Consider the following 11,409-nt stretch of genomic DNA (forward strand, 5'->3'; position numbering starts at 1 on the left):
GATCAAACAGGTAAAGCAGTGCTCTTGATCATTACACGTCGCACACGCGGGGGCGACTTTACCGATGGCATCGTAGAGAAATTTTTTCCAGAGTTTATCTTTGGGTTTAAGCTGGGCTAGGCGGGGAAAATGCTTAGCCATATAGGCTCCCATCTGTACGCGGCTTTTAAAGCCCAAATCCTGATAGAGATGGTTCATCTCCAACGATTTTTTAGCGATATGCGGTGCGATCACATATCGTGCTTCATCATCTATCGCATATTTTTTCAGATAATCTTCTATCTCACGGCATAAAGTATCTAGGTCGCTCATGGCCTTTTCCTTGGACGGTTTAAAAAGATAATGCAATTTTCGTGCACGCTGTTTATACACCCACTTTTTTACGTGAAATACTTCTTTCATTAGGAAAATCTAGGTAGAATGCGCGGTTATGAAACGAACCAAATCTTTTTCCCTTTACGCATTTATAATCGCCGCTTTGGTTCACCTCATCATCCTACTATTGCTTATTTTATTAGACCAGTTTAAACCGCTCCCGCCTCCCGAAGAAATGAGTGAGCCGAAAGAAGAGCGTTTCAGACTCTCGATGAAAGAGCGCCCGAATATTACAAAAGAGGCTATCGTTAAAAACGAGATTCCCAAAGTGACTCCAAACCGTTCGATTCCGCGGGGAGAGCAGATGATCAAAGATGCTCAGCCTCTGCCGAAACCGCAAAAGCCCAAATCACTGACACCTGAAGTTAAACCGACTCCACCCACCCCTGAGCCGATCCCAGAACCCAGAAAAGCATTCGAACGCCACGTAGCCAAGCCGGTTGCCGAGATAGAGCGAAAACCCCTAACGAAAAAAGAGTTCAGTCTCCATGACAGCCTCTCAAAAGCTGACCCCTCCGCACAGGATCGACCGACCCGAAGTTCTACCAAAATCGCCGATTCTATTCAACGTCTTTATGGTGATAAGTTCAATGAACTCTCCGAGGGGGAGCAAAAATATATCCTCGATAACCAAGAGGTCATGCGCCGTATCACCCAAGGGGTCTTGGATCGCTACGGACGAAGCCGCATCCCCGATAGCATTCGGACAAACGACACCAATATGATCGAGTTTTATCTCCTCCCTGATGGAAGCATTTCGGACATACGCTTTCTCAAAAACAGCAATCTCGCTATTTTGGATGATACGACCAAAGAGGTAATCGAACTCGCCTATTCCAAATATCCCCGACCTCAGCAAAAAACACTGATTCGCTATCGGGTATGGTATAACCTTACCGGTTATTAAACCGCTATCCTAGATGAAACCGAATCCATCTCTCCTCTCACTCCTCATCGCACTCTTGATTCATTCAGTGATACTTGTTTTGGTTTGGTATGGAATTTCCCCTGAAGAGACTGAAGATAAACCTTTTTACAAAGAGAAGCGTTTCGGCATCACCGTAAATGAAGAGACCGATATAACGGAGAAAATTACCCCTCCATCCGCTTCGCCTCAGAGCAGTGTCGTTTCTAAGGCGAAAAAAGCGGATGCACCGATCCCGCTTACACAAGAGCAGCACCCCGCACCTGACATCGAACTCAAACGTATCACCGAAGCCGACCGTGAGAGCCTCCCCTATTCCGTTCTCCACCACTACGGTAATCAATTTTTTGAGCTCTCCGCGGGAGAACAGCACTACATCATCGATAATCTTCAAAAAATCCGAAAGATCAATGAAGTGGTCGGCACTCGGTTACTTCGTGACCGATCCGATGTCGATCCGATGGACAATAACGTCGTTGAGTTCATCCTCAACCCAGATGGAAGTATTAGCGATTTGACGTTAGAAAAAAACCGTATAGGAACGGCGCTTGATGAACTGACCTTGCAAACCATCAACCTCGCCCATCCCAAATATCCGAAACCCGAACAACCGACACGGGTGCGGATACGGGTTTATATTATCGTGAAGTAGAGTTCAACACCGCCAACGCACCCTTATAAATCGGCTCGTCAATAAACCCATACCGCTCATCGACAAATCCGCTAATCCCGCGCGTGATGTGTTCTTCAAAGAGTCTAACAATCTCACGGCACCGCGCTATCTCCGCTTCCCCGTGACCGAAAATCTCATGGATCAATTCGACCTGAGCGGGAGCGATGCACCCTTTGGCATCAAATCCCATCATCTTCTCCAACTCCAGCCAGTTGCGCAGTCCGTCATGGTTTTTATAATCTTGATAGACAAACGAAACGGGTTTGACACCGCATGCACGAGAGGTCATTAAAAAATGGGAGAGCATATAGTGGACGGTAGGGTTATCGGGGAGTAAAAGGCTCTGAGATAGCCCAAGATCAGCGAAAAGATCAAGGACACCGAGATAATAGACCGTGATTCGCGGATCGATAGAGAGATGAGAAAGGGCTAACCATCCCTCTTTCGTCTCGATGGAGAGGTGTATCTCTATATTGTCATCCACCAAGGTCAAAATACGGCGAACATCCTCAACCGAGCGGATTTTAGGGACACGAATCGCATCAGGCATAAAAGGGTTGAGAAAGAGGATCTCATCAGCCCCTCCCTCATCAAGAGGATTAACCCGAACAACCAGTTTTTTATCACTCTCAGGGTTGGAGGCCAATGCCATCGCACACAGCGCCAAGGCAAACGGCTTTTGTTCCGCACTGACACCGTCTTCGAGGTTCAGCATCACACACTCCGCATCAAGGAATGGAATTTTAGAGAGGTGTTTGAGGTTATGGGTAGAGATCATCATAGCGGATCGAAACGACAACGAACGATTTAGATGCCGTTTTACGGGCAATGCCAATGCTTTAAGCGATGTGATATCGCCTGAAGTAATAAGATTATTGAGTTTTTCGGGGTTGCTGAGCGGCACGTTTAAACTCGTCTCTGTGGAGATAATAATAAAGGGTCTGGATTTCGGTATCGGTGAGATAATAGCGAGGCATTCCGACGATACGGCTGTTTATTTTTTCGTAAAATTCTCGAAACGGAAGTTTATTGATCGGTTTGCCGGCGAAAATCTTCTTCTCACCTTTCTCACGATAGCGGGCGATCAGTTTCCCCTCACCCTCTTCACCGTGACACAAATGACACCCGACTCCGCGAGGGTTATGGTACAGTCCTGCGGCATACTCTTCTTTCGTAATAAACGACTCTGCGTGAGAGAGTGTAAATGTCAAAAATAGTAGAAAAACCCCGCGCACCTGATCCCTTTAACCAATTATTAGTCTTTTAGCGGTATCATACCCAAAAACAATTTGACGGTGATTAAATGCAAATTCTTGACGGTAAAGCGCTCGCACAAAAAATCGAAGAAAAAGTCTCTCTCGGAGCTAAAGAACTCAAAGTATCAACAGGAAGAGTTCCCGGTTTGGCGGTGATTTTGGTGGGACATGATCCAGCGAGCCAAGCCTACGTCGGAATGAAGAAAAAAGCGTGTGACCGTGCCGGATTTTACTCCGTTACCCACGAAATGCCCGATGATATTTCCCAAGATGCAATCGTTAAAACGATCGAAATGATGAACACCAATCCCAACATTGACGGTATTTTGATTCAGCTTCCCCTGCCGTCTCATATCGACACCACCAAAATCCTCGAAATAGTCGCCCCGACCAAAGACGTTGACGGGTTCCACCCTTACAATGTCGGGCGTCTCACAACAGGATTGGACGGATTCGTCCCGTGTACTCCTTTGGGAGTAATGGAACTATTGGCTGAATACAATATCGATCCTAAGGGAAAAAACTGCTGTGTCGTCGGGGCATCCAATATCGTCGGAAAACCGATGGCGGCTTTACTACTCAATGCCAATGCTACGGTTGAAATTTGCCACATTTTCACCGATGATTTGAAAAAACACACCCTGAGTGCCGACATTGTCCTCGTCGGTGCGGGAGTCATTAATCTGATCAAAGAAGATATGGTCAAAGAAGGTGCTATCGTCATCGATATCGGAATCAACCGTGCACCCGATGGTCGCCTTGTCGGTGACGTCGATTATGATGCCGTTGCCCCTAAAACATCCTACATCACCCCTGTACCGGGAGGTGTCGGGCCGATGACCATAGCGATGCTCCTCTCTAACACCCTTAAAGCCGCCAAAATTCACGCAGAAGAAGAGAGATAACCTTTGAAGAAAAAAATATTTAATGCCGCCCACAGTGCCTACCGTTTTTCCAATACATGGACGGGAACCATCATCATCGTTTTGTTTGTCATTTTCTTCATTGCTCAGGCATTTCGTATCCCCAGCGGATCGATGAAAGATTCACTCCTCGTCGGCGATCATCTCTTTGCCAAAAAATTTGCGTATGGAATTTCTACTCCCCACATCCCGTTTCTTGAAATTCCTCTGATTCCGGGAACCGACGGTCATATCATAGACGGTGATGAGCCTGCGCGCGGAGACATCGTCATCTTCCGCTATCCGAACAACACACAGCTTCACTATGTCAAGCGCTGCGTTGCGTTGCCGGGGGATGAGCTCTTTTTACAGGACAAAGTCCTCTACCTCCACCCGCGAGAAGGGGACGAGTACGCTAAAAAAGCGTTTGCCGGATATGAACTCGTAGAGGTTGAGGGGAAATTGTGGGTCAAAAATCCGTATGCCAAAGAGCATCCGGGAATCCACAACGATGAGAAAATGGTCGATAACGGCATCTTCCCGAGCGAGCTTTTCAATGTCGCTCCGATCCAAGTCCCTGAGGGTGAATACTTTATGATGGGTGATAACCGAGACCACTCCAATGACAGCCGTTTTTGGGGAAGTGTCCCTTATGGCCTCATCGAGGGGACACCGTGGTTTGTCTATTTCAGTATGGACAGCAATTATGAAGTACGCTGGGATCGTATCGGAAAAACACCGAGTGATTTAGAACTGCAAGAGCCTCTTGAGCGCGCCATAGCTGAACGTATCCGCGAAGATGCCAATGACCTTGAGCTTTATTGATTCACTCGAAATCGCTGCGGCGATACTCGCGCTTCTCATTGCCATCATCGGCCATGAGATTATGCACGGTTGGGTTGCTTACAAATACGGTGACACGACTGCAAAACACCAAGGTCGTCTAAGTATTAACCCCCTCATCCATATTGATCCCTTCGGCTCAATCCTCGTCCCTTTGATGACTTACTTCATCCCTATGCTCCTCGGCGCTTCCAGCGGCTTTTTATTCGGATGGGCAAAGCCGGTTCCGGTCAATACCCACACGGTGATTCGCAACGGCGGCTACAATGCGGCAATGCAGGTGAGTTTGGCGGGGATTGCGTATAATATTTTTTTAGCTACCCTATCTTCCGTCATTCTCCTCTCTCTGCCACAGCCGAGTGAAGCGGACGGAATCGCCTATCTTTTCGGCTATCTGCTTATTATGAAACTTCTATTGGTCAATGTCGTCCTAGCAGTATTCAATCTCCTCCCTATTCCGGGATTTGACGGCGCCCATTTCATCACGTACCTTGCGCTGAAATATAAAATACGTGCCGTTGCCGAATTTTTCGCTAAAGCCGAACCTTATGGAATGATTGTTATCATCATCATATTGGTTACACCCCTTAAAATTCCGTTGGTTATCTGGCCGATCCAGAGCGTCTTAAATTTATTATTGAACTAAGGAGAGTTATGAAATTTTACATTGCCACCGATCACGCCGGAATCGATTTGAAAGATTTTACCGTCGAACTCCTCCGTTCAAAGGGACATGAAGTGATCGATTTGGGACCTTTTTCCAAAGATCGTGTCGATTATCCCGATTATGCGATCAAAGTGTGTGAAAATGTCCTCAAAGACACTGCTTCCCATGGAATTTTGATTTGCGGTTCAGGGATCGGGATGTCGATTGCGGCCAACCGACATCACGGTATTCGCGCCGCACTGTGCCACGATGCCTATACGGCAACCGTCGCACGCGCCCATAACGATGCCAACGTCCTCTGCTACGGTGAGCGTATCGTGGGTCAAGGGGTTGCCGAATCGATCCTCGATGCATGGATTGCTGGTGTATTCGAAGGGGGTCGTCATTGCGGCCGTGTCGAAAAATTAGAGGCGATCAAAGGATAAGGTATGTTTTTAGAGTGGTCATTACTCACCATCGTTACACTTGGGGCACTTTTCTTTCTCGTCAAAATGTTCTATTTCCGCAGTATTACCGTTAAAGAACAGCGAACCAGTGAAATGATGAAGCTGACCCTCAAAGAGGCTGAAGTACTGATCCGAAAATATCAGATTCAACTCCAACGTGCACTGGGGAATGTCGACATTCTCAGTGAAGAGCTGAACAATCTCCGTAATGAAGTCAAGTCACTCAAACAGCGTAACTCGAAACACCGTTCCGAAACCGACCGCCTCCAAAATAAAATCAAAGAGCTTGAAGGGCGTATCGACGCACTTATTTAAGAAAAGGAAACCTTTATGAATCTCAGTATAAACGACAGAGCTATTTTAATCAATGCGATTCGGGATATCCCCGATTTTCCGAAACCGGGAATCGTTTTTAAAGATATTACCACCCTCCTCTCAGACGGTGAAGCATTCGGTGTTTTGATGCGCCATTTGCATGATCGCTACGCCTCGTATGACCTGACGCACATTGCCGGGATCGATGCAAGAGGTTTCATTTTCGGTGCCGCATTGGCACAAATGCTCGGCGTCGGCTTCGTTCCCATCCGCAAAAAAGGGAAACTCCCCTACACCACCGTCTCGGAGAAATACTCCCTTGAATACGGTGTGGATGAAGTAGAAATCCACATTGATGCTTTCAATGGGGTTGAAAAGCCTCGTGTCTTGTTGATCGATGATTTGATCGCGACGGGGGGAACTGCGTATGCGGCGGCGAACCTTATTAATAAAGTGGGTGCCGAGTGTATTGAAGCGTGTTTTGTAATGGGTCTTGATTTCCTGAGCGGACAGGCAAAATTGCGTGAGATGGTTGAAGTTTATACCGTGATTGGAGTCGATTAATGTATATCCCATCCCCTTCCAAATTTGATCCCGTTGAGGGGCACTTCGGTATCTTCGGCGGGCGTTATGTCCCTGAAACCCTTATGCCCGCCCTCTTGGAGCTTGAAGAAGCTTACAAAGAGATCCGTTTTGATAAAGCATTTTGGAGCGAAGTGGACGGGTATCTCACCGATTACGTCGGTCGTCCCAGCCCACTGTATTATGCCGCTAATCTATCAAAAGAGCTGGGTGCCAAAATCTATCTCAAACGTGAAGACTTGAACCATACGGGTGCCCATAAAGTCAACAACGTCATCGCACAAGGGCTTATGGCAAAACGTTTGGGCAAGAAAAAAGTGATCGCCGAAACGGGTGCGGGACAGCACGGTGTTGCAACCGCAACCATCGCAGCATTATTGGGATTGGAATGTGAAATCTTTATGGGTGCGAAAGATGTCGCACGACAAGAACTCAATGTTTTTCGAATGAAACTTCTCGGAGCCAAAGTTCACGCTGTGGAAAGCGGCTCTAAAACTCTCAAAGACGCGATGAACGACGCGATCCGCCACTGGGTCACCCATGCGCGCGATACGTTCTACATTATCGGTACCGTTGCAGGGCCTCACCCCTACCCTATGATGGTACGCGATTTTCAGGCGATCATCGGATGTGAAGCGCGTGCTCAAATCTTGGAAAAAGAGAACCGCCTCCCCGATTACGTCATCGCCTGCATCGGCGGCGGCTCTAATGCTATCGGAACGTTTCAACATTTCCTCGAAGATAAAGAGGTACGCTGTATTGGAATCGAAGCGGGAGGACTTGGGGTCGAGACCGATAAGCACGGATGTTCCCTCCTCAAAGGACGTCCGGGGGTATTGCACGGTCAAATGAGCTATCTCCTCCAAGACGACGACGGTCAGATTCTCGAAGCCCACTCAATTTCAGCTGGGCTTGATTATCCGGGTATCGGACCGGAACACGCTTTCCATAAAGATAACGATAACGTCACCTATGACAACATTACCGACCAAGAAGCCTTAGACGCTTTCGTATGGCTCAGCCGTGCGGAGGGGATTATCCCCGCCTTTGAAACGGCACATGCCGTCGCGTACTTGAAAAAAATGACCGATATCAAAGAGAAACTCATCATCGTTAACCTCTCCGGCCGCGGTGACAAGGATATGATGCAGGCAAAACAAATATTAAATTTTGACAACTAAGGGCGCGTGTGGAGCATTTATTTATTGAATGGTTGAGAGAGTACGGCTACATCGTCCTTTTTGGATGGAGTATTCTAGAGGGTGAGCTTGGTCTTGTCATGGCAGGGATTATGTCCCATACGGGAGATATGTTTCTACCACTCGCGATTGTTGTAGGAGCGCTCGGCGGATTTGTCGGGGATCAAATCTATTTTTATATCGGACGCTTTAACAAAAGCTACATCCACGATAAACTTCGTTCGCAACGACGTAAATTTGCCATTGCGCACTTGTTGCTCAAAAAATACGGCTGGCCCCTTATTTTCGTACAGCGTTATATGTACGGAATGCGCACGGTTATCCCTATGGCGATAGGACTGACCAAATACTCCTCTCGTGATTTTGCCATTATCAACTTTGTCAGTGCAATTTTTTGGGCTGCACTCACCATTATCCCCGCCTATTATTTCGGAGATGAGTTACTTAAACTGCTCGCATGGATCAAAGCGCACTGGTACTTCGCTATACCTTTAGCCCTCAGCATTGTTGGCGGTATCAGTTTTATGTTTAACCGTATTGAAAAAAATCTTTTGGAGAAACGCCGTGAACGTCAAAATCGTTAATCAACCTCTTACCCATATAAGTGCCGACCTGACATTAGAATTTGTAACACCTGCACAGCTCGAAGCACACCCTCACCGTTCACTCTTGAGCCAAGCGGGGTTTAAAGCCGACCTTGAACAGCTCTGCGCTTTGCATGAGCACCGTCTTCTGGTGTGCGGTATTGACAACAACGCGAGCAATGAACTGTACCGATCTGCTATGGCCGCAGCCATCCGAACTGCAATGAACTACGGCTATAGCTCCCTAAAAGTTGCACAATACACACCGAAATATTTTAAAGCACTCATCGAGGGGGCATTACTGGGGAGCTACCGATTTGAAGCCTATAAATCGGAGCCTAAGCCCTCTTCTCTCACAGACGTTATCTTCAGCAATGAAAATCATGACGGCAGTGTTAATGCAATTGATGAATTGGAAGCGATCCTCACACAAACGACGATCATTGCCAAAGCGACCAACTTCGTACGCAGTTTAGTCAATCAAACGCCGGATGATATGACACCGCAGCAGATGGCTATCACTGCAGATACTCTGGCACAAAACAATAATCTCGAATGTACCATCCTCGATGTCAACGGTCTCGAAGAGGAAAAAATGTTTGCTATGCTCTCCGTCGGACGCGGTTCAGCCCACCCTCCCCGTCTGATTCACCTCGCCTACAAACCCGAAAATCCGAAACGTGTCATCACCCTAGTCGGAAAGGGTCTCACCTATGACAGCGGCGGATTAAGCCTCAAAGCAGCCACCTCGATGGTAACAATGAAGATGGACAAAGCGGGCGGATGTGCCGTTATGGGGATCATCAAAGCGGTGAGCGAGCTAAACCTCGACATCGAAGTCCACGCCTTTGTCGGCGCGGTCGAGAACATGATCAGCGGCAACGCCTACAAACCCGATGACGTTCTCCGTGCTAAAAACGGCAAAACGATCGAAGTACGCAATACCGATGCCGAAGGTCGCCTCGTCCTCGCCGATGTACTCGGCTATGCACAAGAGTACGTCAAAGCCGATTACCTCTTCGACTACGCTACTCTAACAGGTGCGTGTATGGTTGCTCTCGGGCCGTATACGACAGGGGTTATGGGGCATAATGAGTCACTCAAACAAGAGTGGCTGAGTGCGGCAGACGCGAGCGGTGAATACTGCGGTATTTTACCGTTCAACCGCCACCTCAAAAAACTGATCAAAAGCGACCTTGCCGATGTCTGTAACGTCTCCTCCAAACCTTACGGCGGAGCGATCACCGCCGCATTGTTCCTCGATAACTTCATCGATGAGGATATGAAAGAGAAATGGGTACACTTCGACATCGCAGGCTCCGCCTACACCGAGAGCGCTTGGGATGTTCATACCTATGGCGGTACGGGCGCGGGAGTGCGCATGACACTAAATTGGTTGATGGAGCAGTGTAAATAATACTAAGGCAATTGTCAATAGTAAAATACTGAAGTCTAAATTAAGTCTTAATTTAGTACCATATTTCACTATTAACAAAGGATTGACTATGAATTTAGCGACCGATATTCGCCCTATCAGCTATCTCAAATCCAAAACTGCCGATGCACTTTCCTATGTCAATGATTCTCATCGTCCCCTTATCATCACCCAAAACGGTGAAGCTAAAGCGGTAATCCAAGACATTGAAAGCTACCAAAAGATGCAGAATGCCTTAGCACTCTTAAAACTCATGGCACAAAGTGAAGAGGATATTAAAAACAATCGCTTCGAATCCCAAGAGAGCTTTTTTGAAAAAATTGAGAAAAAATTAGCCTAATGAACTTCAGTGTTTTTTGGACAGATGCGGCACAAAATGATCTCTCCACACTCGTAGAACACATTTATCAAGAGTCTCCTCAAAATGCCCGTACTATTTTCCACACCATCCGAGAACGTTCTGAGAGTCTCAACCGATTTCCCGAAAGAGGAAGAGTTGTCCCTGAACTTTCCGATATCGGTCTCTTTACCTATAGGGAACTCATTATAGAGAGATGGAGACTAATCTACAAAATTGATGCCCATCGAGTTTTTGTGACGGCACTGTTTGATAGCAGACAAAATATGGAAGATATTTTATTTCAACGTTTAATCAGACGATAATCATTAAATTTCTTGCCCCTCCCCTCAGTCCCCACTCAACAACCCTGCTGTATAATTGCACTAATACTTTACGCATCGAAACACTATAAGGAAACACTCAATGGGCTTATCAATCGGACTCGTAGGATTACCAAACGTCGGGAAATCAACCACTTTTAATGCACTTACCAAAGCACAAAACGCCGAAGCGGCAAACTATCCGTTCTGTACGATCGAGCCGAACAAAGCGACCGTTCCGGTTCCTGATATCCGTTTGAATGAACTCGCGAAAATCGTCAATCCTGAACGTATCCAATACTCGACTCTCGATTTCGTCGACATCGCCGGTCTTGTCAAGGGAGCCAGCAAAGGTGAAGGATTGGGGAACAAATTCCTCTCGAACATCCGTGAAACCGAAGTAATCCTCCAAATCGTCCGTTGTTTCGAAGATGATAACATCGTTCACACCGAGGGGCGTATCGATCCTCTTCTCGACGTTGAAATCATCGAAAATGAACTTATCTTCGCCGATATCGAAGTGTTGACAAACCGTATCGAACGACTC

Annotated in this window: 17 protein-coding genes; 14 read left to right on the forward strand and 3 right to left on the reverse strand. The window is 47.1% G+C overall.

The window, feature by feature from the left end; all coding sequences use genetic code 11:
* Nucleotides 1-402, reverse strand: a 402-nt coding sequence (locus A2517_RS03605; RefSeq protein ID WP_294894222.1) for a nitrogen fixation protein NifQ, incomplete at its 3' end; no start/stop codon positions are given.
* A 28-nt stretch (nt 403-430) separates the two neighbouring features.
* On the opposite strand from A2517_RS03605, the gene A2517_RS03610 reads away from it, so the two are divergent.
* Together A2517_RS03610 and A2517_RS03615 are read left to right on the forward strand one after the other, a co-directional pair.
* Entirely contained in the window at nt 431-1,282 is an 852-nt protein-coding gene (locus A2517_RS03610) for an energy transducer TonB (protein WP_294894224.1), read from the forward strand.
* A 13-nt stretch (nt 1,283-1,295) separates the two neighbouring features.
* The gene (locus A2517_RS03615) at nt 1,296-1,952 is read left to right on the forward strand and encodes an energy transducer TonB (protein WP_294894226.1); all 657 of its coding nucleotides are present in this window, start codon (nt 1,296-1,298) and stop codon (nt 1,950-1,952) included.
* On the opposite strand, the gene A2517_RS03620 is transcribed toward A2517_RS03615, so the two are convergent.
* Both A2517_RS03620 and A2517_RS03625 read right to left on the reverse strand, forming a co-directional pair.
* A complete protein-coding gene (locus A2517_RS03620; protein WP_294894228.1) occupies nt 1,939-2,877 on the reverse strand; it encodes an aldolase/citrate lyase family protein in 939 nt (312 codons plus the stop codon). The genes A2517_RS03615 and A2517_RS03620 overlap by 14 nt on opposite strands.
* Entirely contained in the window at nt 2,846-3,208 is a 363-nt protein-coding gene (locus tag A2517_RS03625) for a cytochrome c (RefSeq protein WP_294894230.1), read from the reverse strand. The genes A2517_RS03620 and A2517_RS03625 overlap by 32 nt, the downstream gene beginning before the upstream one ends.
* Before the next feature lie 68 nt (nt 3,209-3,276).
* Between A2517_RS03625 and folD the strand changes: the two genes are divergently transcribed.
* From folD to A2517_RS03685, 12 genes are all read left to right on the forward strand, one after another.
* Nucleotides 3,277-4,134 (forward strand): bifunctional methylenetetrahydrofolate dehydrogenase/methenyltetrahydrofolate cyclohydrolase FolD, encoded by an 858-nt coding sequence (gene folD, locus A2517_RS03630; RefSeq protein ID WP_294894232.1) that lies wholly within the window; start codon nt 3,277-3,279, stop codon nt 4,132-4,134.
* Nucleotides 4,135-4,137: 3 nt separating this feature from the next.
* On the forward strand, nt 4,138-4,956 hold the full coding sequence (gene lepB, locus A2517_RS03635) for a signal peptidase I (protein WP_294894234.1): 819 nt from the start codon (nt 4,138-4,140) through the stop codon (nt 4,954-4,956).
* Nucleotides 4,937-5,620 (forward strand): site-2 protease family protein, encoded by a 684-nt coding sequence (locus A2517_RS03640; RefSeq protein WP_294894254.1) that lies wholly within the window; start codon nt 4,937-4,939, stop codon nt 5,618-5,620. The genes lepB and A2517_RS03640 overlap by 20 nt, the downstream gene beginning before the upstream one ends.
* Before the next feature lie 8 nt (nt 5,621-5,628).
* A complete protein-coding gene (gene rpiB / locus A2517_RS03645; RefSeq protein ID WP_294894236.1) occupies nt 5,629-6,066 on the forward strand; it encodes a ribose 5-phosphate isomerase B in 438 nt (145 codons plus the stop codon).
* A 3-nt stretch (nt 6,067-6,069) separates the two neighbouring features.
* Nucleotides 6,070-6,402: a hypothetical protein gene (locus tag A2517_RS03650; protein WP_294894237.1), complete on the forward strand. Its 333-nt coding sequence runs from the start codon at nt 6,070-6,072 to the stop codon at nt 6,400-6,402.
* Between the two features lie 15 nt (nt 6,403-6,417).
* Entirely contained in the window at nt 6,418-6,966 is a 549-nt protein-coding gene (locus tag A2517_RS03655; protein ID WP_294894240.1) for an adenine phosphoribosyltransferase, read from the forward strand.
* A complete protein-coding gene (gene trpB / locus A2517_RS03660) occupies nt 6,966-8,165 on the forward strand; it encodes a tryptophan synthase subunit beta (RefSeq protein ID WP_294894242.1) in 1,200 nt (399 codons plus the stop codon). Before A2517_RS03655 ends, trpB begins: the two co-directional genes overlap by 1 nt.
* A gap of 8 nt (nt 8,166-8,173) precedes the next feature.
* The gene (locus A2517_RS03665) at nt 8,174-8,767 is read left to right on the forward strand and encodes a DedA family protein (protein ID WP_294894244.1); all 594 of its coding nucleotides are present in this window, start codon (nt 8,174-8,176) and stop codon (nt 8,765-8,767) included.
* The gene (locus A2517_RS03670) at nt 8,748-10,184 is read left to right on the forward strand and encodes a leucyl aminopeptidase (protein ID WP_294894246.1); all 1,437 of its coding nucleotides are present in this window, start codon (nt 8,748-8,750) and stop codon (nt 10,182-10,184) included. The genes A2517_RS03665 and A2517_RS03670 overlap by 20 nt, the downstream gene beginning before the upstream one ends.
* A gap of 88 nt (nt 10,185-10,272) precedes the next feature.
* Nucleotides 10,273-10,542, forward strand: a complete 270-nt coding sequence (locus A2517_RS03675) for a type II toxin-antitoxin system Phd/YefM family antitoxin (RefSeq protein WP_294894248.1) — start codon at nt 10,273-10,275, stop codon at nt 10,540-10,542.
* Nucleotides 10,542-10,865: a type II toxin-antitoxin system RelE/ParE family toxin gene (locus A2517_RS03680; protein ID WP_294894250.1), complete on the forward strand. Its 324-nt coding sequence runs from the start codon at nt 10,542-10,544 to the stop codon at nt 10,863-10,865. The genes A2517_RS03675 and A2517_RS03680 overlap by 1 nt, the downstream gene beginning before the upstream one ends.
* Before the next feature lie 100 nt (nt 10,866-10,965).
* The coding region (locus tag A2517_RS03685; RefSeq protein WP_294894252.1) for a GTPase at nt 10,966-11,409 on the forward strand (444 nt) is incomplete at its 3' end.

This window comes from Sulfuricurvum sp. RIFOXYD12_FULL_44_77 (assembly GCF_001830725.1).
In the GTDB taxonomy this organism is placed as follows: domain Bacteria; phylum Campylobacterota; class Campylobacteria; order Campylobacterales; family Sulfurimonadaceae; genus Sulfuricurvum; species Sulfuricurvum kujiense_A.

Bases quoted from the DNA above. Each gene is read 5' to 3' on its own strand.
- A2517_RS03610 (WP_294894224.1), top strand. From the start codon at position 431: ATGAAACGAACCAAATCTTTTTCCCTTTACGCATTTATAATCGCCGCT.
- A2517_RS03615 (WP_294894226.1), top strand. From the start codon at position 1,296: ATGAAACCGAATCCATCTCTCCTCTCACTCCTCATCGCACTCTTGATT.
- folD (WP_294894232.1), top strand. From the start codon at position 3,277: ATGCAAATTCTTGACGGTAAAGCGCTCGCACAAAAAATCGAAGAAAAA.
- A2517_RS03640 (WP_294894254.1), top strand. From the start codon at position 4,937: ATGACCTTGAGCTTTATTGATTCACTCGAAATCGCTGCGGCGATACTC.
- rpiB (WP_294894236.1), top strand. From the start codon at position 5,629: ATGAAATTTTACATTGCCACCGATCACGCCGGAATCGATTTGAAAGAT.
- A2517_RS03650 (WP_294894237.1), top strand. From the start codon at position 6,070: ATGTTTTTAGAGTGGTCATTACTCACCATCGTTACACTTGGGGCACTT.
- A2517_RS03655 (WP_294894240.1), top strand. From the start codon at position 6,418: ATGAATCTCAGTATAAACGACAGAGCTATTTTAATCAATGCGATTCGG.
- trpB (WP_294894242.1), top strand. From the start codon at position 6,966: ATGTATATCCCATCCCCTTCCAAATTTGATCCCGTTGAGGGGCACTTC.
- A2517_RS03675 (WP_294894248.1), top strand. From the start codon at position 10,273: ATGAATTTAGCGACCGATATTCGCCCTATCAGCTATCTCAAATCCAAA.
- A2517_RS03680 (WP_294894250.1), top strand. From the start codon at position 10,542: ATGAACTTCAGTGTTTTTTGGACAGATGCGGCACAAAATGATCTCTCC.